This is a genomic window from Stenotrophomonas sp. FR010, assembly GCF_047520755.2.
GTDB lineage: Bacteria > Pseudomonadota > Gammaproteobacteria > Xanthomonadales > Xanthomonadaceae > Stenotrophomonas > Stenotrophomonas sepilia.
Genome location: NZ_JAXBQT020000005.1, coordinates 63,804 through 85,948, shown reverse-complemented (window position 1 = coordinate 85,948; position 22,145 = coordinate 63,804). Strand labels below are relative to the sequence as shown.

Below are 22,145 nucleotides of genomic sequence, written 5' to 3'. Positions count from 1 at the left end.
CATCCACTGAAAAGGCTTTTGTGTAGCCGAACTTTTGCTCAGGCGGCGAGACGGACGATCCATCGAGGCATTGGCTGGAGCGGACAAACTGATCGACCTTCAGTGACAATATTGAGCCTCTCCGCCAACCAACGGAGAGCGCCAGGTCGAGAATAAGGGCATTTCTTTGAGCGATCGAGTCAGAATAAGAGTTATAGAAGTGGGCTACGAGCCTTCTTCGATCATCCTCGCTGGGTACATACCGCTGCTGATGCTTGCTTCGTTCCCCAGCAAAACGATAGGTTGCGGGGTAGTTCGTTCGGCCTCGATGCCGCCCGGGAACATTTATCGTGCTCGTGATCTGGCAGTTCGCAGGCCCGAAAAATGCCGCGGAACGATTGTAAGATGAGTTGCTCAGCCAGGCACAGAATAGGTAAACACATCTTACGATTTGATTTGTGCTCCTTCGTCTGGCTTGAGCATCACCGAAGGCGCGTCGACTTTTGCGCTCTGCATTGTCTTGAGAAAAACTGACCAGGTCAAAATCTGTAGCGTCCTCTAGGCGAAGCGAGTGATCGTTTAGATGACGGAGCCATGCTTTTAGCGCATACGCTCGGAGCTCGACTGTCTGGGCCTTCAGTCGCTGTCTATCAACACAATCAATCAGGTAATCGAGGCAGGGCCAGCAGGTTGACCCGCTGGCATCAGTCAGATGCCAGTGACAACCAGCACGCGTCAAAATTACACGATCAGTGCGCGTACTCATCTCAGAGACAACCTGCGTTCGAGAGTACTAATATGGCGCTTCAATCGTAGTATCTCGCGCTGCTGCTGCACAACTTCAGAGTTGCGAAGGCGTAGCAATGCCTCTAAATCGCGAGTGCTCGGCGTGGTAGCTCGCGCAGGCGCACCGCTCTCGGGCTGCACAGCAGATGACGCAAGTAGTTTAATCAGCGATGACGCCAAGCGTTTGAGATCTAAATTGGCATCAAGTGTGCCGCTTCCAATTCTGTGAATCACTGGCATCGCCTTGCGCATTGCTACGCTATTAAGCGACCCATCCCATGCCTTGAACTGGCGCAACGTCAGTGGCGCATACTCAAGCCTCCCTGTTGTCTCATCAACAGGAATGCCATGGGTGGCCCAGGAACGTAAAAGGTTGAGCTTAATCTCGATGTTCTGTCGCGCAGCTTGCTTCCTCTGGACTGAAATATGTGCCATTGGAACTACTCCCTTGCATCGCCAAGATTGGACAGAAGCCATCGAACATGTTTTAGCTGATGGGAAGTGTGATCGGCCTGTACAGAATGTTGGCCTACATTTTCAAGGTTGGTAGCCAGTGTTCGTTCGAGTTGACGAAGTGATCCAGTATACGCGGCAGAAGTAAAATGATATGGGCAAGAAAAACAGAGAGATGGAGAAGCCTGAGCATGCGCGAGCTGCCCGTCGTGTCTACAGTTGCCTAACGTGGACCTCCTTTGGGACGAGTGACACAGGCCGAAAGGCATTGGCTTTGTAGTGTGGCCTGATTTCGCCAGTTGTCTCGCAATTGCATCTGGACGATCATCGGGCGAGGTCGTAGCAGACGCCAGGCGATGGTATAGGCCACGCACTAGCTTGGTGAATCCCCCTGCGCTTGCTTTGCCGTCAAGACATTGTTCGACCGACTGCCTGAGTCGTTCGTATGAGACCTGTTCCAGTTCCTCGACCGGCAGTCCTCGTTCCCGTTGCGCTTCGGTTATGGGTGCGGTCACTTCAGGAAAGAATGCACCCGTATCGCTTGTGACGTAATGAATGGTATTGGATACGCTAGAATGCCGTAGGTGCTGCTGCAGGCTAAGGAGGTCAGCATTGTCGTATCTGTAGTAGTAAAGCAACGCAAAAAATCGGCGGAAGCTGTGTGACCTTACCTGCTTTAATGAGCATCGTTCGCCTGCGATTTCGAAGAAGCTCGATAGGGAACGTGTTCTCCTCTCGCAAGTTGGTGGTGAGAAGTGCAGCATCTTTCCTTCAGGAATTGACGCTCCGTTCCTGCGTCCTGCGAGAAATATGCTGCCACCAGAACTTACCTCTCTGCTCGGCGGCATAAGCACTCGCCTCAGTTCAAGTGCTGCTTTGTACGCCTTGATCGTAAGCTGGTTGACGTAGAAGGGCTCCCGGCGGAATAGTGTCTTCTCAATGTAGAAGGACATGGTTGCCATCTCAGTACTTTCACCTAGCATCTTAAGCGAGTCATCGCGCAAACCATTTCGCGGGTGGCACACCTCGCCCGATCTACGGCCATTCATAATACAGATGATAATGAACGCTGCGCCTTGAACGGCTGCAACCAGCTGATCCACGCATAGATCACTTTGCCTTCTTGTGCGACTGGGTGCCCAGACCCATCTAGTGATTCTTCGGCCCAGTAGCACCTCCAGCTCTGCTCTAGCGTCGCTGCTCGCAAGCAATTCCTGCGAGGACCGCAGATAGGATGGTCGTTTCTCAGAGAGGCGGGGATCTGAGAGCAGCCGGAGTAGCGGCGGTAGAAGCTCGTCAAGCATGAATATCGCAGACTTTAATAGTGAGCCTGCGTCAGTATGAGAAAGGATCTCTGTCTTCTGTGTGCTTCGTCGAGCTAGCCTGTGCGCGAGCTTGTTGGAGTTCATTGTTACACGGGCTGAAGGCTTATCGCAGTCTGCCGTAGTTGCGTGCCACTGATTAATGCAGGTTATTGTATTTCTAAGCGCTAGCCGGCTCGGTGGCAGGTAAGAGTCTTTACATCTCGACCACTTTACTGTTCCCAAAGTATTCGTCGCGGCTTCAATGATTGGTCGTACTTCCGCCGGGACAGGTACCGCGCCTCCCCAAGCTAGGCGCGGCCTCCAGTAGTCCTGCCGAATCGCGTCAATACGGCGCGTGCCTCGTTCCTTCTGTACGTGAAATGCCAGCTCGAGATCTTCTTCCTTAAACGTGCTTAGTGCATTTATCCAGCGTGGACCGATCTTAAGGGCGCGCGCCCAGCCTTGCTCTGCATAGTCCGAAATCATTTCGGTGAGGTGATCGGTTTGCGCTGTGCCTAGCTGCTCTATTGCGCGTTCTGCGAGCCAGTCGTACACATTGCGCAACAGATAGATCTGCCGCGTTATGGATCTGGGGGAAATAACCTCGCTACGTCGCCTGTCAATCGCCCTTTTCGCAAACGCGATAGAAGCATGTCGGGCGTGGCTCGATTGATAAACCGAGGTTGCGACGGATTGGTCTGCTGGAGATCGATAGTAGATCTTCGAAAGATCAAGCGACCATCCTTCAGCATCGCCGCCAAGTACCAAGTCGGTGTGGTCAATAGTCAGGCTGCCATGATCGTAGGTTTGGTCTTCGAACGGGAGGCGGCTCACTGCTTGGTGTTGTGATGCGCTCATTATACGTTTGCTCCTATCAGGAGGTCAGGCCTTAGGTCATGGACTATTCTCAGTAGCACCTGGATGTAGATGATCCGCGGAAGATGAAGTTCCCAGGCCGCATCGGGTTGTTGCTCAACGAGCGCTTGCCAGCAGGCTTTGTACGCGTCCAATGTCATAAGTGCATCACTTACCGACTTCTTGCTAGGACTGATTCGATAGTTGGGGCACTGCGACCCAACATGACAGCTGAAGCCCTCGCATGGAATCCTAGCTGGACCAAAGCGCGCGGAAGAGGAATCGGCACAAAAGCCGCCATCGCCAGTCGATAGCATTGAATCAACCACTGTGTCAGGCTCCATCAGCCGTTGCTCAATCTGCTGTTGGAATCTAATGATGTTGGCCTCGTTCATTTTGAAGATCACGGTTGACCTGAGGTAGGAGTCAACGCTGGCGAAGCTTTTGTGGCCTAGGATGAGCCGAACTTGATCTAAGTCTCTATTGGAAATAAACGCAATAGATACCTTAAGGGATCGCAGATCTTTAAGGCAGAACTTTGGGAGGTTGTACCTAGCGATAAACGAAGCTAGCGCGCTTCCATCGGCCGCTATCTGTCTATTGCTGTTTCGCTGGCTCCAGCCGATCCAGAGCCGCTTTTCATCCTGATTAGCGAGTTTTAGTAACTTGCCACCTTCGAGGTTGTGTAAAAGGAGTCGTATGCAGCGGATTCCGAGCTTGTCATTGCGGCTGATAATTACCGGAGGTGTGGCATCATCGGTCTTGTTCTTCCGGGACTGGAGTAAGAATCCTCCATCTGTCGTGCTAGTTATCCCATCAACGGATAGTGATGCTACGCTCTGCGGATTCCATCCTGTCCTGAGGGAAACAAGGATAAATATGGCGTGGAGCGTGGCATTGGGTAGCTTATACCTCGCCAGAAGCCAAGGGAGGGCGCTCTTTGTGATGCAATGATAGTGACCGCGAAGTGACGGGGTTAGTTTTAAGGGCGTCTTCGGGATCGTTCCTCCTGACTCGGCGCAAGAGATGAATTTCTGAAGTGCAATGGAGTGGGATGTAGATAGCTCCTCTCCGATATTTCTGCTGCATGGGGAATTTTTGAGGCCCGCTATATCGGATTTTCTGTGAATTCCTAGAAGCGTCTCTTGATCCCGTACCATGCAGTTGTAGGCATCGACTTCCTTGCGGCACGCGTCTTCGATGGCATCGTATGGCTTTCTGACTGAAGATATTGCTGATGGATTTATTTCTCCGTCCGCTATAGCGTCCCGCGGAATCGCCTCTAGTAGCGGAAGGCTGCGTGTGCGTGGAGCTCGTCGAAATCGTAGAAGTTGCTGTTCCATCCAGGAAAGAAAATCTCCTGAAATGAGCGGCGGCTCACAGTGATTAATGCATACGGCGAGAGATCTAAAGAGCTGCTGTTTGGCGCTGAGGCTGTAATCACTCCTTTCTTCCAAGTCCTTGAACGCGGACGCCAAAAGGTTGGAGAGTGGGGACGCTGAGAATGATGAGGGCGGTCTGCAAAGTAGTGACCTGGTCAGTTCGGAGGATGAGCGCAGGAAGCGTCGTAATTGGCTTACCGTCGAGCTGGACACCGTCATGGCTACTGTCGAGCGGGCCATGGCGGCTAAAGAGATGGCTATCAGACTGGTCTCTGGCGCGTCCCAGATGATCTCGGTTTCGTAGGTGCGTGTAGTGCCGAGGTGACTTCTGTGCACATGAAATATATGGCTGGTCATAGCGGTCCTATCCGGTACGTGATCCGAACAGCGTCAACGCGTCTGTATTGTGCTCTGTAGCTTCTGTATTCGGATCATGAGACAGATACTACTTTCGATCGCCGCCACCAGCTGGAATCGCGCCGGATATTGCACGCTGCGTGCCGCGCGGGCGATGCGGATGTGGCCGGATTCCAGCGGCTCTCGCAGAGTCTCCAACGCACTGCGGTTCCACTCTGGAAGCTCATCCAGGAACAGCACGCCGTGATGGGCCAGCGAGATCTCGCCGGGACAGGGTGGATTGCCGCCACCCACCAGCGCTGCCGCACTCGCACTGTGGTGCGGTGCCCGGAAGGGGCGCTGCCGCCACCGTCTTGGGTCCAGCCCTTCGCCACTCACCGACGCAATCGCGGCCAGCTGCAACGCCTCGGCTTCCTCGGTGTCCGGCAACAGGCTGGGCAGGCGCGAGGCCAACAGTGTCTTGCCGCAGCCAGGGCTACCGATCAGCAATAGATGGTGCCCACCGGCGGCCGCCACTTCCAACGCGCGCCGCGCATGCGCCTGCCCGCGCACGTCGGCCAGATCGGGCAGTGGCAACGGCGTCGTGTCCACGCGCTCCACGGGTGGTAGCAGGCGCGGATTGCCCAACCCGGCACAGCATTCCAGCAGCGTGCGGGCCACGCGCACGTCCGCGTGCTCGGCCAGCGCCGCCTCGGCGGCATTGCCCGGCGGCACCACCAGGATGCGTCCGGCATCAGCCGCCGCAATCGCCGCCGGCAGCGCGCCGGCCACCGGCCGCAGCTCGCCGGTCAGGCCAAGCTCACCCAGGAACTCGTACTGCAGCAGCGATTGCGGATCGATCTGGTCACTGGCCGCAAGAATGCCCAAGGCAATCGCCAGGTCGTAACGCCCGCCTTCCTTGGGCAGGTCAGCGGGCGCGAGGTTGAGCGTGATGCGTCGCTGCGGAAAGTCGAAGCGCGCGCAAAGAAGGGCGGCACGCACGCGCTCACGGGATTCACGCACGCTGGTCTCGGCCAGGCCGACAATCTGGGTGGCAGGCAGGCCACCGGAGAGATGCACTTCCACCCGCACCAGCGGGGCATCGACCCCGGCGCGGGCACGGCTGTGGACCAGCGCCAGGCTCATGTGTGGATTCCTACAGAAAGACGCTTGATGGTGCGGCAGGTAATCTGCGTGGGACTATCGGGAATTGCCGGCAGTGCGTCTCGGGGTATTTCTGCCTGCAAAGGGTGCAGCATTCGGATCAAGGGCAGATGTTCTGTGCAGCGCGGCTCTGCGATGGCGGTTTCGGAGGCCTTGCGTCAGAAAAGGCGTACAACAGGGCAGTACAAGGAAAGGAGCGAGCTGAAATGCAGTGCATTCGAGTACTGATGGCCCTCTCGCTCGCCATGGGCCTGCCGGGGTGCCGGGATGAGGTGGAGAGTTCAACGTATCCCATTGGTCAGACGGGAGAGACGTGCACCGCCTACAAGGGCTTTGACCGCCACCCTCCAGAAGTAGTTATGGCCGAGCTTGCCAAGCGAGGGTTGGATAGTCGCCGATTGGTGCACAGGACAGTCTGCGGCTCGATCACCAGTTGGGACATTCTCCCCGCAGGGGCGTCGATCGATCGGATACCTCCGCCAGACGCATATGTAAACGTCCACCTGCTGGATGACGGCTCGGTGTCCATCAGTACAGACCGCCCCTGACGTTGGCGCCGTCCTTGATGATCGAGCATCGGGCGGCCCCTTGCGGTGCAGGCGCAGCGCATCTGTGAGCGTCAGCCTACGAAGGCACTTCAGCGCTGAAGTCGTTGGTGGGATCGGGCTGGCGGATGCCGGGCGCCCCAAGCAGACACCGTTGCTCATCCAGCACCAGCCCATTGAAGGGCCCAAACCGCGCCTCAACCCACGAAGGCCCCGCACTTTCCACCAACAACCTTCCCCGGCTCTGGTGCAGATCCAGCCACCGCTCGAAGCTGATGCGCAGACGTTCGATGTCCGGCGCCCGCCAGCGTGCATCGGCGGGCATGCGGATCAGCACGCGCGAGGGCGCGTTCTCCACCTCCATCACCAGCACGCCCTTGCATCGGATCTCGAAGGATGTTGCGCTGGCATGGCGCGCGTGCAGTTCAAATCCCTCGTGGGCTTTCGCGCTCACGAAGCCGCGCGCATCACTGTGCAGCAGGCGGTAATCGGCCGGCTGCAGCTTCTGGTAGGCCCACACCTGATCGCCCGCGGGCTCGGGCCACTCCACCCACATCGCGCCGATCACCGCGATGCACGCCGCTGCAGCGGCAAGGCCGTGCTTCTTCATTCGTCACCCCGCACACAGGCAGAAAGGTCAGCGCCATAGGCGCGCTCAGTCCTTGGGGCGCATCCGCTCGTGGATGAAGGCGGTCAACGCCAGGTCGGCCATCACCAGCCCCTCCATCACCCGGTCGCCGACGTACTGTTCGGGCGCACCGTTCTGGCGCGTGCGCTCGGCCGCCAGCAGGATCTCCTGCACGATGCGCTGGCCGGTGAGTGCGCAGTCGGCGTCGGACAACGCCATCTGCCGGCTGCGTAGATGGTGCCGCTCGGGCCAGGGCTGGCCGTCGGCCGCAGCGCCCGCACCGATGGCGTGCAGGATGGCGATGAGGCTGTTGGGGTCCAGCGCGGGCGCGGGTGACGGCGCTTCCTGGATCGGGCGCGGGGGCGGGGAGTGCGGTGTGGTCATGGCGGGCTCCGTGCATGCAGGCGGAAGCCGCCACCGATAAAGGTGGCGGGCAGAGCGTGGCTCGAAAACCGGGCTATTAGGAAGAAACCGGCGGGCACAAGGCCCCCACGCCCCGCCCGCCATAGCCGGCAGACGGAATGCCAGCCGACACCACGCAAGGCGATGCCGGCTGGCAAGTGCAAACAACATCCTAATAGCTCGGGTTTTCGAGGCCCGGCCACCCGATTTCGGTGGCGATACCAGAGTTGCCTGACGTAGTTGGGAATGCCAAGGGGTTGGGGTCAATGCCGCCAAAACCCGAGACGCTTTTGGCATTGTCGCATAGCGCCGGAAGAGGCGAGAGCCTTGGCGTGCTAGGCGGAACGGCACTTCTGTAACGGAGTCGTCAGAACCTTTCGTCAGAGGTGTAAGGCGCGGCAAATGCGACAGCACTCGCCCATCGGGCACGTGTGATAGCTCATGCAACCGAACCGCTGCGACACCCGCTGGATGGTTTAAATGACTTCTTGCCTATTGAACCCATCGAGTGCCGCGCGCAATCTGACTACTGCTGTAGTCACTGAGGGCCGTCCTGCCCGCAGCAGGAAGGTTTTGCAGCGTTCGATTGGATTCCACCCACTGGCGCGGGCCAAACAAGGACCACTGCACGTGTCACGCCGCAGCCCACTGCTTCTCTGCGCGGGTCTGGTCCCGCTTCCGTGGTTCCTGTTCTTGACCAGCGTTGCCGCCGTGTTCGCGCCGGGCTACAACCCGCTTGCACAGCACGCCAGCGAGCTGCTGCAGGCGCCAACGCTTGCAAGCATCTGCGGCAGGATCGCCGCCATCGGCTCCGGCCTGGGCTTCGTGGCGTTCTCCATCGGGGTATGGCGGGAGTCCGGCCGCCGGATTGCCGTAGGCGCGATCTGCTGGATGATCTTTGGCATCTCCATGCTGACCAACGGGCTCTGGCCCATGGGCCATCCGATGCACGGCTTTTACACCATCGGTATCGCCAACATCATTGCACCGGCGATGTCACACATCGAGTTGAGTGCATGGTCTGCCAACCGAAGGGCGTACGCCGTGACCGCTGTGGTGAGCATCGGGGGCATCGTCTATCTCTGGTTGAACGTGGTGGGAGCGGACCCGGAGGGGTTCAGGGGATTGACCCAGCGCGTGTTTTCGTCGATCAACTCGCTGTGGCCGTTCCTGGTTGCGCTGTACCTACTGCGAAGGGATTCAAGCGCGCTGAAGGCGCAGCCGGCGCTTTGATGGAAAGGCATTCTGGTGTACGGACGGCGTGCAGCGCACTCCCCGCGAGTTCCTGGGCGGGCCCCTTAGCTGGAACCCACCCAGTACCAAAATTGATCAATTCAGTTCATAGCGCTCTTCGATTACGGCGAACAGCTGGGCAGCCTCTTCTTCGGCGCGCCTGTTCTCATCGGCTGCAAGGGGCACCAATTCGATTCCATCCTCTCCCCCAACATACGCTGGCCCGCCCACATCGTCGTCGTACGGCCCACCGTATTCGTCGATCGCTTCAAATCGATCCTGGCTCAGGTCTCGACCCAGCATACGCGAGAGATGTATCCAGACCCAAGCGCGGAACGGCGTCTCGTTGTGGTTTTCAATAAGTGTACGCATGGCAGATAGGTCTCCCGAGCGCGCGCGTACGGCCAGCCATTGATGGGCCAGCTCGGGTCGACCATTCGCATCGGCCAAGTCAGCCATTTCATATGCATCCATATCATCCGACGGCTCAAGCTCGAGCACACCGGGATCTCCGTAGCGCTCCGCTGTGAGCAACAGCGCACGCCAGTCCTTGCCCCGTGCCGCCTCAAGGAGGTGGTACCGATGCTTGGCCACGACCTGAATGAAGCTGTCTACGCCGTCGGCGATCTCTGCGAAACTCACGGGCTCGGTCGACCACTGGCCACGTCGGCGCAGCTCCCGACCGAAACGGTCGCCGTCTTCTTCTGACAGATCGCCATACGCATCGAGTACGTACGCAGTTGCCAAGTGCGCTGCGGGAACGCCCCGCGCCGCGGCTGCCTCCAATCCCTCGAGCAGCAGAGGGAGCTCGCCGCGCAGCGCATCAAAGTCTTGCAGGATGCGGCTGCTCAGGATGGTCGAGATCCAAGTGTCGACGACAGGCGACTCCCGCTCGTCGATCTCCATCCACTCCTCTTCATCGCTTGCCAGCGCTGCAATGATCTCGTCAAAACGGACCGGTGCGTAGCCGGATGCTTCGAGGAAGTTGGCTAAGCACGGGGCCACGCGCTTTGCCTCCTCGGGTGAGATCCCAAACTGCAGACATCGCTGGATGATCCTGCCTTCATCCGCCACGAGCCCGGTGTCGCGCCAAGCGACGTCGCACCATGCGGCCTGGTGATGGAAGGCTGCATGGGTAGAGAAGCCAGCGGCGGCCGCCAGCAGTTCGTGGACTTGGCTACGGGTAAGCGACGTACAGCCCTGCGCCCGAAGGTGCGCATGGACAAGAAACGCATATTGCTTGATGGTCATGACTCATCCTCGACGGCCAAGCCGATCCGGGGCTGGCGCACACGTTTAAGTCCCCGGCAGCTGGCCAGAAGTAGAGTCGATCATGGGTACGGCCTGTTTTTGCTCGTGTGCAAGCAAGGCGGGCGCCGCAGTCAGCGTATGCCCTTTGCTACAGGAATTACAAGGGCTCGCTAGAACTTCTTCGTAGGTCCCTTGAGCGAAATTCTGGGATTCCCAAGCTGGGACTGCGCCCATGACTCCAGTGGACCTACTGGCCTCTGGGGCCTATCGCGACTATCTACTCGGCTTTGACGCGTACGTGAAGAAGCAGCCCCTCAAGTATGAGGCACTGATCGAGCCGATCATCGTCCGTGTGCAGGTAATGGGGAAGGGATTGGTCGATGTCCGCATCTGTGCTGGCTTGTTAGCCGGGCGGAAGCCGGCCTAAGATCGTGGTGTATAAGGGTGGAAAGTCCCCATACGCTGCCTTGTGGGTAAGTAGCACAACCGGACCCAGGGTCCTTCTATTGGGTAGTTCACCGCCAAGGAGGAGGCGTGGCGATCAACAGAACAAGCACACTAATTCACTGGAACTACTTCCTCGCGTTGGAGGAAGACTTGGATCGGCTCGCCCGGTACGTTGATCTATCGGGCCAGAACGACGGCACCTTTTCCATTGAGATAGCTCGTCTGTTTCTGAGCGCTAGTGCCGAGGTCGACGTCGTCCTCAAGCAGATAGCCTTAAAGCACAATCCAACCTCAAAGGCTTCGAGCATCAACGCTTACTACCCGGATATCGTGCCGCATTGTCCAAATTTTATTGGCTTTAGCGTCCTTGTTCCTCGGTATGGTCTTACGCTCAACCCATGGACAAGCTGGACGGCCAATACACCGCCGTTCTGGTGGCAGGATCACAATAAGGTAAAGCATCACCGACACAACCACTTCGACAAGGCCACGTTGAAGAACTGCCTAAACTCCGTCGCAGCACTCTTTGTCAGCGTTATCCACCTATATTCTACTGAGGCCGCGCAAGGAGGATTGCTATCACTTCCTCGCATTCTTAACGTGGATGATGCGCATTTCGGTGGGACAAGCATGGGCCGCTACGGGCATAGCTTCCGTTACAACGTGACTTAGCGGCTAAAGAGCTCATTACTGCCGAAGCCGCTTCGCAGCTGGGCCTGAGCTCTGCTATTAACGATCGCTTCCGGTTGATAGCTGACCTTGCGTCGATGAGGCGTGTGGATTGGAAGAGATTCCGAAAGGACAATTGGATTCCAATGGCCGCATTCGATCATTCCCTGGTAACCCTCCGATTCTTCGGAGACGACCTCCTGCCCGAAGAAGTCAGTGCCTTGCTCGGGGCGACCCCGACCGCTTCGCATCACAAGGGCCAGGAACTCAGAGGCAACCAATCAGGTACCGTGCGCATCGCCAGGACTGGCAGCTGGCAACTTGATGCGGAGCGTCGTGAGCCTGAAGATCTGGACGCTCAGATCTTCGAAATCCTCGATCAGCTCACCGGCGTTCTCGCCGTATGGCAGTCTCTGGCACGCTTCCGACCTGATCTGTTCTGCGGTCTTTTCATGGGCAGCAGCAACGGTGGTGTCTCGCTTTCGCCTCGCGCGCTGCTCGCCTTGGGTGAGCGCGGCATTGAGCTCGGGCTGGACATCTATGAAGCCGATGAAGAGGTGTGCAACGCCCAACGCCAGTAGGTCATCAATTGATGATCTCCCCACTGCCCGAAGCAACAAACGCCTTCAACTGCCGAACGAACTCCGAGTCATACAGCTCCCACTCCACAATCTCCCCCACCACCCGCAACGGCTGCGCACTCCGATACGACCGCGTCGGGTTCCCGGGAAACTTCTTGTTGGTCACATTCGGATCGTCCTCAAACGGCCCGGTCGGCTCCACCACATACACGCGCGGCCGCCCCTCACCGCGAGCCATCTCCGCAGCCAACCGGGCGCCCTTGGCAATCGTGGTGAAGTAGATGTGGTTCATCACCACACTGTCGCGATAGTTGGAGCGGAAGCCCGCGCTCAGCAGCTCGCCCACCGCCAGATCAGCGCGGGTGCCGTGATAGAACGGCCCGGCGATCTGGTCGCAGGTGTCATGCGAAACGGGTGTCCATTCGGTGTCCTGCGCCATCGGCACTGCCCCTGCGTGTCCTGCCGGATCGACAGGCCGGCGAGTCTAGGGCGCCCGGTGGGCCTTGCTGCAAGGCCCCATCCGGGAAATAATCTGTAAACGGGAGGCGCAGTGCGCCTCCTTTTTTCATTCTGCGGCGCCGCGCCCTTCCAGCTCGCGCACGGCGGTTTCCAGTGCGTCCAGCTTCTGGCGGGTCTTCAGCAGCACGGCGCGCTGCACTTCGAACTCCTCGCGGGTGACCAGGTCGAGCTTGGCCAGGCCGGCCTGCAGTGCGCTCTTGAAGGTGGCCTGCAGTTCCTCGCGCGATTCGCGCAGGCCCGGCGGCACCAGGTCGCTGAGGCGACGGGCGAGGTCATCGATTTGGTTCAGGTCGATCATGGGGTGCTCCGTGGGGGTGGGCCCGTGCATCCGGCGCGGGCAGGCCATTCGGGCACAAGGATACTGCTGGCACCCACTGCCCGGACAGGCGGCAGCGGCTTCGCACGGGCCGCGTTCAGGCGCTATCCTCCACGCCGGAAGACAGGAGATAGACGATGAAGATGGTCATGGCGGTGATCAAGCCGTTCAAGCTCGACGACGTGCGCGAAGCGCTGGCCGAGCGTGGGGTTACCGGCATCACGGTGACGGAAGTGAAGGGCTTTGGTCGCCAGAAGGGCCACACCGAGCTGTACCGTGGCGCGGAGTATGTGGTCGATTTCCTGCCGAAGGTGAAGCTGGAAGTGGCGGTAACCGATGACCAGGTGGAGGCGGTGGTTGAGGCGATCGTGAAGGCCGCTGGTACCGGCAAGATTGGTGACGGCAAGGTGTTCGTGTACGACCTGGGCAGCGTGGTGCGTATTCGTACTGGCGAGTTGGACGCGGACGCGTTGTAAGTGGAGGTGTGGACGGCCGTCTGCGGCGCGGGATGCTGGACCGCTGCGCTGTCTGGGCGACGGGATGCTTGACCCCTCTGTCGTAGAGTCGAGCAAGCTCGACTCTACAGCCGGGATCGGGTGGTGCGAACACCCGTGTGCAATGAAGTGCCGTCCCGGTGAGATCAACCGGGCGGAATGAGGGGGGACGACCGCCACTCCGGCAGACCGAGCGCGCGGCGGGTGCGCGTCACGATGGCGCCGATCTCTGCCTCGAAGCCGCCATCAGGTTGCAGGAGTGGCGTGAGTTCGGCACAGCGTTGCTTCAGCACATCGACCCATGGCGCTGGGTGGGTCTCCGTAGCGGCCAGTGCGAAGTGCCTGCGACCCTCGTCGTAAGCGCCCGCCAGCCCGGCGGTGATGCCGGCATGGATGTGTTCGCGGATGCCTGGTTGGGGGTGATGACTCATCAATGTACGCACGTGCCCCGGGGTGGGAAAGCGGTCACGCAGCGCCAGTACCTCGGCTGCGGCCTGCTCGGCCAGTGTCTGTGCGGCCGAGGCAAACTCGGCGGTTTCGGTGAAGCGTTGGAATCCGGCAACACGGCCGCCCACGTCGAAGGACAGGTAGTCCTTTTCTTCCCAGAGCCAGCATGCGCCGACATTGAGATAGCTGCCTCTGTCCCATGCTGAAGGCTGGAATTCGACCACGCCGACCCACCAGCCCTGGTCGTCAAGCCAAGTGCGCGAACGGCCTTTCTGCACGCAGCCCAAGGGGCGCAGTATGGATCTTGCGGCTGCAGTCAGCAGGCGGGTGTGTTCAGGTGTCGGCATGCCCAGCGTCCTTGCGAGTGGCGTGCCGACGAGTATCGCAGAGCACATCGGGCGTGTGGCCCGGGGCAAATGCAGGGCAAACAGCAGTCGCGCAAGCAATGCAGGGCGAGCAGCGCTTACCGCCGCTTCGCCCACTTGTAGAACCGCTTCCAGCCCTGCCGCACCGCGGCCACCCAGCCCGGATCGGCCACCAGTGCGGCCTGCGCGGCACTCGGGGCCTGGCCGGTCAGGCGCTGGCGCATCTTCAGCAGGTTCTTCATGTCGCTGCGGCTGAGCTGGCGGCTGAGTGGGTTGCGGCGCAGCCAGCGCGGTACGCGCCAGGCCGAGGTGAAGTCCAGCAGCACCGGCACGCCTCCGCTCACCACCACGTTGGTGCCATGCAGGTGGTTGTGGGTGATGCCGGCGGCGTGCAGGCGGCTGAGCGCGTGCTGCAGCTGCTCGAACACTTCATTGCCGACGGCCTGCGCGGTGCTGAGCGTCTGGCCGGGGATGAACTCCATGCCCAGCGCCAGGCCGCCCAGGGTGCCGAGCAGTGCGGGGGCATGCTTCCAGCCGCCGAGGCGCTGCAGCATGCGTGCTTCACGGCGCACCATCAGCCGCGCGATCAGCGAAACGGGGGTGCCTCGGTAGCGGGAGTAGTCCTTGATGACCGCCTCGCGCCCGTCCAGGCAGGTGCGGTAGACATCCGGGGCCAGGAAACGCTCGCCGCGCTTGAGCAGCAGCGGGGAGGCGGCGTCATCGCCGCAGGAAGAGGATGGCAGGGCAGGAAGGTGCATGTCGGGGTCTCGGACGACCCGGTGGGTGGCGCAAAGCGTCAAGCGAACCGGTGTTACAGGGAGTTACTAAGTTTTCGTTAATTTTAGTACTCGCCAGTTCGCTATTCCACGATTTGTCGGAGAAATGTCGGGGCCGTGGCTGGAACAGTTCGTCGCGCAGAATCGGACAATTCTGTCTCACTTATTCCAGTTGGCCTTTAGTATCAACCGCTTGCGCGCTCAGCCCTGCGCCTCGTCCACAACCGGCTGAACGCGGCGCACGGGCAACTTGACCCCGGCGCACGGCCTGCCGACCATAAGCTGTTAGCCCGCGACATCGGCGGCCGCCCCCCTCCGGCACGTCCCCGTCCCCTGCCGCGTTCCCCACCGGTGCTGGCCGCCTGGCCGTGCATCGCCCCGTTTCCCGTTCCGGCCGCGGCTGGAGGAAAGTGCTTTGATCATCAAAATCGTCATTGCAGCGCTGTTCGTGGCCTGCGTGCTGTACATCCACTTCCGTGGCAAGGTCCGCGCGCGCTGGTCGCGCCAGCTGCTGGACCACTCCAGTTTCATGGCCCCGATCAACGTGGTCATGTACATGTTCTCGAAGGTGCCGACCACGCCGTTCCTGGACCCGGGCAAGGAGTTCCCGCAGCTGGAGCCGCTGCGCCAGAACTGGCAGATGATCCGCGACGAGGCGCTGGCGCTGCGCGACGCGCAGAAGATCGCCGCCTCCAGCACGTTCAACGATGCCGGCTTCAATTCGTTCTTCCGTCGTGGCTGGAAGCGCTTCTACCTGAAGTGGTACGGCCCGTCGCACCCGTCGGCGAAGACGCTGTGCCCGAAGACCACGGCGCTGATCGAGTCGATCCCGGATGTGCGTGCGGCGATGTTCGCGCAGCTGCCGCCGGGCAGTGAGCTGCGCCCGCACCGCGACCCGTTCGCCGGCTCGCTGCGCCTGCACCTGGGCCTGAGCACGCCCAACGACGATGCCTGCTACATCGAAGTGGACGGCATCAAGAAGAGCTGGCGCGACGGCGAGTGGATGATGTTCGACGAGACCTACATCCACCATGCACACAACGAGACGCAGCAGGACCGCGTGATCCTGTTCTGCGACATCGCCCGCCCGCTGCGCTTCGGCTTGCCGGGGCTGTTCAACCGCGCGGTGGCGGCCACGCTGCTGGCCGGCGGCGCCTCGCCGAACCTGCCGGGCGACCCGACCGGTGGCGTCAACAAGGCATTCGGCAGCGTCTACAAGGTGCGCCTGAAGGCCAAGGCACTGCGCGAGCGCAGCGTGGTGGCCTACCAGCTGATCAAGTGGGGCCTGGTGGTGGCGGTGATCGCGGGTATCTGGGCGCTGTAACTGTAGAGCCGAGCCCATGCTCGGCTTGGTTTACCGCAACCTGTCCGAAGAGCAGCCGAGCGTGGGCTCGGCTCTACAGAAAGCAGAAAACCCGCGCTGTCGCCAGCGCGGGTTTTTGTTTGGATCAACCCTTCAACGCCGCCTGCACGAACGGCGGGGTCACCAGCACGCCGGTATGCAGCGCGGCGGTGTAGTACAGGGTGTTGAAGGTCTTGGCGGCCGAGTCGGCCTGGCGGAAGTCGAAGCTGCTGTCGCCCTTGCGCGCCATGGTCACGCTCCACCAGCCGGTGGGGTAGCACGGCTGCGGGAACGGCAGGGTCTTGAACGAACCGAAGCCGGCCTTGCCCATCTCGGTGCGCATTTCGTTGATCAGCGCCAGCTGCATCAGCGGCGACTCGGACTGCTGCACCAGGATGCCGTCGTCCTTCAGGGCCTTGAAGCAGCTCTCGTAGAAGGCCTTGTTGAACAGGCCCTCACCCGGGCCGACCGGGTCGGTCGAATCGACGATCACCACGTCCACGCTGCCGGCCGGGCAGTTGGCCATGTAGGCCACGCCGTCGTCGAACAGCAGCTCGGCGCGGGCGTCGTCGTTGGAGTCGCACAGTTCCGGGAAGTGCTTGCGCGCCATCACGGTGACCTGCTCGTCGATATCGCACTGGGTCACGCTCTCCACGCCCTTGTGCTTGAGCACTTCGCGCAGGGTGCCGCAGTCGCCGCCACCGATGATCACCACGCGCTTGGGCGCGGCGTGGGTGAACAGCACCGGGTGGCTGATCATCTCGTGGTAGAAGAAGTTGTCCTTGCTGGTCAGCATGATGGCCCCGTCGATGGTCATCAGGTTGCCCCAGTCGGTGGTCTGGAAGATCTCGATCTTCTGGAACGGCGACTGCACCTCGTCCAGCTTGCCGGTGATGCGGTAGCCGATGGCCGAGCCGGTGCGCTCGAAGTGTTCGATGTACCAGTTGTTGCTGACAGTCATGGGAAAACAGTCCTGTTCGGAGGGGTGGAGCCGGGCTGGCGGGCGGGGCCGCGTGGCACAGATGCCACATCCGGACGGATCGGCCCGTTCAGGTTGGAACCTGTCACGGGCGCGGGCGCGCATGATAACGAACCTGTGGGCACATAGGCGTTATCATGCCCCCCCTTTTATTGCCAACAAGGCCGACTGAAATGACCGATTGGTCCCTCGACCAAGCCCGCAAGACCTACTCGATCCCGCATTGGGCGGACGGTTACTTCGACGTGGATCAGGCCGGGCACATGGTGGTGAGACCGACCGGGGCGGACGGCCCGGTGGTGTCGCTGCCCAAGGTGGTCGATGCGGCGCGCGCGGCGGGCGCCAAGCTGCCGCTGCTGGTGCGCTTCCCGGACATCCTCGGCCAGCGCCTGGGCAAGCTGCAGGCGGCCTTCGCCCAGGCCCAGCAGGACTGGGAGTACAGCGGCGGCTACACCGCCGTGTACCCGATCAAGGTCAACCAGACCCGCGGCGTGGCCGGCACCCTGGCCAGCCACCACGGCGAGGGCTTCGGCCTGGAAGCGGGCAGCAAGCCCGAGCTGATGGCCGTGCTGGCGCTGTCGCGCCCGGGCGGGCTGATCGTCTGCAACGGCTACAAGGACCGCGAGTACATCCGCCTGGCCCTGATCGGCCGCAAGCTGGGCCTGCAGACCTTCATCGTCATCGAGAAGCCGTCCGAGCTGAAGCTGGTGCTGGAAGAGTCCAAGGCGCTGGACGTGAAGCCGGGCCTGGGCGTGCGCATGCGCCTGGCCTCGCTGGGCGCCGGCAAGTGGCAGAACAGCGGTGGCGACAAGGCCAAGTTCGGCCTGTCGCCGCGCCAGCTGCTGGACCTGTGGAAGTCGCTGCGTGACACCGAGTACGCCGACTGCCTGAACCTGCTGCACTTCCACATGGGCTCGCAGATCTCCAACGTGCGCGACATCGCCAACGGCATGCGCGAAGCCACCCGCTACTTCGTGGAGCTGTCGCGCCTGGGCGCGAAGATCACCCACGTCGATGTGGGCGGTGGCCTGGGCGTGGACTATGAAGGCACCCGTTCGCGCAGCTTCTGCTCGATCAACTACGGCCTGCATTCCTACGCCAGCAACATCGTGCAGCCGTTGGCCAATGCCTGCGAAGAGTTCGGCCTGACCCCGCCGCGCATCGTCACCGAGTGCGGCCGCGCGATGACCGCGCACCACGCGGTGCTGATCGCCAATGTGTCGGAAGTGGAAGAAGCGCAGGAAGGCCGCGTGCCGGACCAGCACGACGACGAGCCGGCGGCGATCCGCCACCTGCGCGAGATCCACGACGAGCTGGACGTGCGCCCGGCGGTGGAACTGTTCCAGGAAGCCCAGCATTTCCATGCCGAAGGCCTGGCCAGTTACGCGCTGGGCCAGATCGACCTGCCGCAGCGTGCGCGCATCGACGACCTGTTCTATGCCATCGCCCACGGCGTGCGTGCGCGCCTGAGCTATGACGAGAAGAGCCATCGCCCGGTGCTGGACGAACTGAACGAGCGCCTGGTCGACAAGTACTTCGTCAACTTCAGCGTGTTCGAATCGATCCCGGACGTGTGGGCGATCGACCAGGTGTTCCCGATCGTGCCGATCGAGCGCCTGGACGAGACCCCGGACCGCCGCGGCATCATCGCTGACATGACCTGCGACTCGGACGGCATGGTGGAAACCTATGTCGAGAACGAGAGCCTGGACAGCTCGCTGCCGCTGCACAAGATGAAGCCGGGCGAGAGCTACCGCATCGGCTTCTTCATGGTCGGCGCCTACCAGGAAATCCTGGGCGACATCCATAACCTGTTCGGCGATACCGACGCGGTGGAAGTGCTGGCCGATGCCGATGGCTATGCCATTACCCAGCAGCGCCGTGGCGATACCACCGACGTGATGCTGGACTACGTGGGTTACCGCCTGGACGAACTGCGGGCGACCTATGCGCAGCGCGTGGCTGCAGCGCAGCTGTCGCCGGAACGCGCGCAGGAACTGTCCGAAGCGTTGGAAGCCGGCCTGACCGGTTACACCTACCTGTCTGACGAACCGCTGGTCTGATGGAGAGCGCCGGGCTTGCCCGGCGCTACCGTTGCGATGAGCGCGCGCGCGATCTTCCACCTGTTCCTGCATGCCGCCGTGCCAGCGTTGCTGGCATGGCTGTTCTGGCGCAAACGCTTCGCCTCGGCGTGGCTGCTGCTGTTGCTGGGCTGGATCATCGACCTGGACCACCTGTTGGCCGATCCGATCTACGCACCGAACCGCTGCAGCATCGGTTTCCACCCGCTGCACACCGCACCGGCAATTGCCGTGTATGCAGGCCTGTGCGTTCCGAAGAAAACGCGGTTGTTCGGCATTGGTCTGATCATCCACATCGCGCTGGACGCAATTGATTGCTGGTGGATGCATCACCGTTGATGCTTGATGCACGGCGACCGGTCGGATTGGCGCTTGGTAGAGCCGGCCGCTGGCCGGCTTCCGCAGGGTGTTCCTGGTGACCACGTGGTTGCCGGCCAGCGGCCGGCGCTACCCACCGTCAGGTTGGTCGTTTCACCCCACCGGCAGCCACAACGTCGCGCGCAGGCCCGGCTGTACATTCTCCAGCACCACGCGCCCTCCATAACTGGCGGCGATATCTCCCACGATCGCCAGCCCCAATCCACTGCTGCCCACGCGCTCATCCAGCCGCACGCCACGCTGGGTGACCCGTTGCAGGGCGTCTGCGGCCAGGCCGGGGCCGTCGTCGCGGACCTCAATGCGCAACTGGCCGTCGTCGGTTTCCGCGCTGACCTGGACCTGCCGCTGTGCCCAGCGCCCGGCATTGTCCAGCAGGTTGCCCAGCATCTCCTCCAGATCCGCACTGGCACCGGCGAACTGCAGCGTCGGATCGATGCCCGCCGCCGTGAACGCGATGCCACGTTCGCCATGCACGCGTGCCATCAGCCGGCACATCGCCTGTGCGACGGCCGCCACGTCGGTGCGCTGGCGATGGTCGGCGGCCAGTCCTGCAGCCAGGTAACGGTCGACGCTGGCCTGCATGCGCGCACTCTGCTCGCGCACGGTGGCCCGCCAGTCCGCGCCATCGCCGTCAGCTTCGGTGGCCAGCACGCTCAGCGGGGTTTTCAGCGCATGCGCCAGATCCTGTGCACTGGTGCGCGCACGCGCGACCATGCGTTGCTGGTGGTCCAGCAGTGCATTGAGTTCTTCCCCCAGCGGTGCGACCTCCGCGCCCAGTTCCTGCGTGTCGATGCGCAGCACATCACCGCGGCGTACCTGTTCCAGCTGCGCACCGAGGCGATGCAGTGGGCGCAGGCCGAAGTGCACCTGGCTGGCCAGCACCGCCAGCCAGGCGGCGACCAGCACGCCCAGCGCGATGGCGGTGCGCTTGCGGAATGCAGCGACATCCGCATCCAACGCACTGCGATCAGTGGCAACCACGGCCACGAACGGTTCGCTGGCGCGTGGCAGGCGCACCTGCTGCACGCGTGCGCGCAGGGATTGCTGCAGCGGCCCGGGCAGGTTGCGGGTGGCCGGCCCGGCAACCGGCGCCGGCAGGGTTTCATCCCACAGCGAGCGTGACTGCAGCAGCACGCGGCCATCGGCACCGGCGATCTGCCAGTAGGCACCGGAGAACACGCGCTGGAAGCGTGCGTCATTGGGTTCCTGGCGCAGGCGCAGCTGTCCGTCCGCATCCACTTCGGCCTGCGCCAGCAGGGTCAGCATGTCCTGCTGCAGTTCGTGGTCGAGGCGGTCGCGCGCGCTGCGCTTGAACAGCTCGCCCAGCAACGCGCTGGCCAGCAGCGAGACCAGCAGCAGGCCGACGCCGCCGGCCAGCAGCAGGCGCCGTCGCAGCGATGGTTGCCGGCTCACGGCGCGGCCAGCCGCCAGCCCTGGCCGCGCACGGTCTGGATCAGGTCGATGCCGAGCTTGCGTCGCACGCGTCCGAGCAGCACGTCCAGTGCATTGGAGTCCGGGTCGTGGCCACCGTCGAACACCTGATCGCCCAGCCGGTCGCGGCCGATCACCTGTCCGCTGTGATGGATGAAGTAGCTGAGCAGGCGGAACTCCTGCGGACTGAGCGGCAGCGCCTGCCCATCCAGCTCAAAGCGGCCGGCGTTGACGTCCAGCTGCAGCGGGCCGCAGTGCAGGCGCGGGCTGGCGTGGCCATGGCTGCGACGGATCAGTGCGCGCAGCCGCAGCACCAGTTCGTCGGCCTGGAACGGTTTGGTCAGGTAGTCGTCGGCGCCGGCATCGAAGCCAGCCAGCTTGTCGTGCCAGCGCGCCCGCGCGGTCAGCACCAGCACCGGAAAGCTGCGGCCATTGCCGCGCCAGCGCTCGATCATGCTCAGTCCGTCCAGCCCGGGCAGGCCCAAGTCGACGATGGCGGCCTGCAGGTCTTCGACCTGGCCGATCTCCTCGGCCTCGCGGCCGTCAGCGACCACCGCCACCACATAGCCGGCCTGTTCCAGCAGGGGCACCAGGCGCTGTGCCAGTGCGGCATCGTCTTCGGCCAACAGGATGCGCATCAGTCGTCGAGCTCCGTCTTCAGCAGCTTTCCGCTGCGCGCATCATAGTCCAGCTCCACTACTACGCCGTCGCCGCGCAGGATCTCCACTTCGTAGACGCCGTCGTCCAGCTCCACTTCCAGGAGCTGGCCCGGGTAGCGCTTGAGCGCATCGCGCACCACGCTTTCCAGCGGCACGTAGCGGCCCTGCTGCACGGCACGGCGCGCGACCTGCTGCGCCGGGTCCTGTACGGGCGCGGCGGCGATCGGGGAGCCGGCCAGGGCCAGCAGCAGGGGCAGGGTGGGAAGCATGCGGGTGCAGAAAGAAAGAAGGAGGGGTTCAGGCGCGAGTGTGCCGGGGATGACTAACAGCCGGCTAACAGCCA

At 61.9% G+C, this 22,145-nt stretch carries 22 protein-coding genes; 8 read left to right on the top strand and 14 right to left on the bottom strand.

Going from position 1 to position 22,145, the window contains the following annotated elements:
* Positions 1-741: 741 nt before the first annotated feature.
* The 5 genes from ACM0PK_RS06395 to ACM0PK_RS06375 form a co-directional block, all read right to left on the bottom strand.
* Positions 742-1,200, bottom strand: a complete 459-nt coding sequence (locus ACM0PK_RS06395; protein WP_141097641.1) for a hypothetical protein — start codon at positions 1,198-1,200, stop codon at positions 742-744.
* A 2,179-nt stretch (positions 1,201-3,379) separates the two neighbouring features.
* The gene (locus tag ACM0PK_RS06390) at positions 3,380-4,720 is read right to left on the bottom strand and encodes a hypothetical protein (protein ID WP_141097642.1); all 1,341 of its coding nucleotides are present in this window, start codon (positions 4,718-4,720) and stop codon (positions 3,380-3,382) included.
* Positions 4,721-5,149: 429 nt separating this feature from the next.
* Positions 5,150-6,241, bottom strand: coding sequence for a YifB family Mg chelatase-like AAA ATPase (locus ACM0PK_RS06385; protein WP_414606951.1), 1,092 nt, complete (start codon positions 6,239-6,241; stop codon positions 5,150-5,152).
* Between the two features lie 642 nt (positions 6,242-6,883).
* Positions 6,884-7,414, bottom strand: coding sequence for a cold-shock protein (locus tag ACM0PK_RS06380; RefSeq protein WP_111201386.1), 531 nt, complete (start codon positions 7,412-7,414; stop codon positions 6,884-6,886).
* A 45-nt stretch (positions 7,415-7,459) separates the two neighbouring features.
* Positions 7,460-7,816, bottom strand: a complete 357-nt coding sequence (locus ACM0PK_RS06375) for a hypothetical protein (RefSeq protein WP_111201385.1) — start codon at positions 7,814-7,816, stop codon at positions 7,460-7,462.
* 648 nt (positions 7,817-8,464) lie between these two features.
* On the opposite strand from ACM0PK_RS06375, the gene ACM0PK_RS06370 reads away from it, so the two are divergent.
* The gene (locus ACM0PK_RS06370; protein WP_111201375.1) at positions 8,465-9,067 is read left to right on the top strand and encodes a DUF998 domain-containing protein; all 603 of its coding nucleotides are present in this window, start codon (positions 8,465-8,467) and stop codon (positions 9,065-9,067) included.
* 96 nt (positions 9,068-9,163) lie between these two features.
* Here the strand turns inward: ACM0PK_RS06370 and ACM0PK_RS06365 are convergent, their stop codons facing one another.
* Positions 9,164-10,318 (bottom strand): hypothetical protein, encoded by a 1,155-nt coding sequence (locus tag ACM0PK_RS06365; RefSeq protein WP_414606952.1) that lies wholly within the window; start codon positions 10,316-10,318, stop codon positions 9,164-9,166.
* Positions 10,319-10,550: 232 nt separating this feature from the next.
* Here ACM0PK_RS06365 and ACM0PK_RS06360 point away from each other — a divergent pair, with 232 nt between their 5' ends.
* From ACM0PK_RS06360 to ACM0PK_RS06350, 3 genes are all read left to right on the top strand, one after another.
* Positions 10,551-10,745: a hypothetical protein gene (locus ACM0PK_RS06360; protein ID WP_423170726.1), complete on the top strand. Its 195-nt coding sequence runs from the start codon at positions 10,551-10,553 to the stop codon at positions 10,743-10,745.
* Positions 10,746-10,852: 107 nt separating this feature from the next.
* A complete protein-coding gene (locus ACM0PK_RS06355; RefSeq protein WP_111201373.1) occupies positions 10,853-11,437 on the top strand; it encodes a hypothetical protein in 585 nt (194 codons plus the stop codon).
* A 143-nt stretch (positions 11,438-11,580) separates the two neighbouring features.
* Entirely contained in the window at positions 11,581-12,015 is a 435-nt protein-coding gene (locus ACM0PK_RS06350) for a DUF4279 domain-containing protein (protein ID WP_111201372.1), read from the top strand.
* Positions 12,016-12,019: 4 nt separating this feature from the next.
* Here the strand turns inward: ACM0PK_RS06350 and arr are convergent, their stop codons facing one another.
* Together arr and ubiK are read right to left on the bottom strand one after the other, a co-directional pair.
* Positions 12,020-12,454, bottom strand: coding sequence for an NAD(+)--rifampin ADP-ribosyltransferase (gene arr / locus ACM0PK_RS06345; RefSeq protein WP_111201371.1), 435 nt, complete (start codon positions 12,452-12,454; stop codon positions 12,020-12,022).
* A 126-nt stretch (positions 12,455-12,580) separates the two neighbouring features.
* Complete coding sequence (ubiK, locus tag ACM0PK_RS06340) at positions 12,581-12,832, bottom strand: ubiquinone biosynthesis accessory factor UbiK (RefSeq protein ID WP_005419983.1); 252 nt, start codon at positions 12,830-12,832, stop codon at positions 12,581-12,583.
* Positions 12,833-12,987: 155 nt separating this feature from the next.
* On the opposite strand from ubiK, the gene ACM0PK_RS06335 reads away from it, so the two are divergent.
* The gene (locus ACM0PK_RS06335; protein ID WP_005411374.1) at positions 12,988-13,326 is read left to right on the top strand and encodes a P-II family nitrogen regulator; all 339 of its coding nucleotides are present in this window, start codon (positions 12,988-12,990) and stop codon (positions 13,324-13,326) included.
* Between the two features lie 164 nt (positions 13,327-13,490).
* On the opposite strand, the gene ACM0PK_RS06330 is transcribed toward ACM0PK_RS06335, so the two are convergent.
* Both ACM0PK_RS06330 and ACM0PK_RS06325 read right to left on the bottom strand, forming a co-directional pair.
* A complete protein-coding gene (locus ACM0PK_RS06330; RefSeq protein WP_258392232.1) occupies positions 13,491-14,138 on the bottom strand; it encodes a hypothetical protein in 648 nt (215 codons plus the stop codon).
* Positions 14,139-14,254: 116 nt separating this feature from the next.
* The gene (locus ACM0PK_RS06325; RefSeq protein WP_414606953.1) at positions 14,255-14,914 is read right to left on the bottom strand and encodes a protein kinase family protein; all 660 of its coding nucleotides are present in this window, start codon (positions 14,912-14,914) and stop codon (positions 14,255-14,257) included.
* Positions 14,915-15,350: 436 nt separating this feature from the next.
* Between ACM0PK_RS06325 and ACM0PK_RS06320 the strand changes: the two genes are divergently transcribed.
* Entirely contained in the window at positions 15,351-16,256 is a 906-nt protein-coding gene (locus ACM0PK_RS06320) for an aspartyl/asparaginyl beta-hydroxylase domain-containing protein (protein ID WP_032954620.1), read from the top strand.
* A 124-nt stretch (positions 16,257-16,380) separates the two neighbouring features.
* Here ACM0PK_RS06320 and speE read toward each other — a convergent pair whose 3' ends face one another.
* The gene (gene speE, locus ACM0PK_RS06315; protein WP_414606954.1) at positions 16,381-17,235 is read right to left on the bottom strand and encodes a polyamine aminopropyltransferase; all 855 of its coding nucleotides are present in this window, start codon (positions 17,233-17,235) and stop codon (positions 16,381-16,383) included.
* Between the two features lie 191 nt (positions 17,236-17,426).
* On the opposite strand from speE, the gene speA reads away from it, so the two are divergent.
* Both speA and ACM0PK_RS06305 read left to right on the top strand, forming a co-directional pair.
* Positions 17,427-19,316, top strand: coding sequence for an arginine decarboxylase (gene speA / locus ACM0PK_RS06310; protein WP_049417051.1), 1,890 nt, complete (start codon positions 17,427-17,429; stop codon positions 19,314-19,316).
* A 36-nt stretch (positions 19,317-19,352) separates the two neighbouring features.
* Positions 19,353-19,673 (top strand): DUF6122 family protein, encoded by a 321-nt coding sequence (locus ACM0PK_RS06305; RefSeq protein ID WP_061480251.1) that lies wholly within the window; start codon positions 19,353-19,355, stop codon positions 19,671-19,673.
* Positions 19,674-19,805: 132 nt separating this feature from the next.
* Here ACM0PK_RS06305 and ACM0PK_RS06300 read toward each other — a convergent pair whose 3' ends face one another.
* The 3 genes from ACM0PK_RS06300 to ACM0PK_RS06290 are packed head-to-tail and all read right to left on the bottom strand — an operon-like array spanning position 19,806 to position 22,071.
* Positions 19,806-21,125, bottom strand: a complete 1,320-nt coding sequence (locus tag ACM0PK_RS06300) for a sensor histidine kinase (protein WP_111201368.1) — start codon at positions 21,123-21,125, stop codon at positions 19,806-19,808.
* Positions 21,122-21,781, bottom strand: a complete 660-nt coding sequence (locus tag ACM0PK_RS06295) for a response regulator transcription factor (protein WP_072167932.1) — start codon at positions 21,779-21,781, stop codon at positions 21,122-21,124. Before ACM0PK_RS06295 ends, ACM0PK_RS06300 begins: the two co-directional genes overlap by 4 nt.
* Positions 21,781-22,071, bottom strand: a complete 291-nt coding sequence (locus ACM0PK_RS06290; protein ID WP_072167931.1) for a PepSY domain-containing protein — start codon at positions 22,069-22,071, stop codon at positions 21,781-21,783. Before ACM0PK_RS06290 ends, ACM0PK_RS06295 begins: the two co-directional genes overlap by 1 nt.
* Positions 22,072-22,145: the final 74 nt, after the last annotated feature.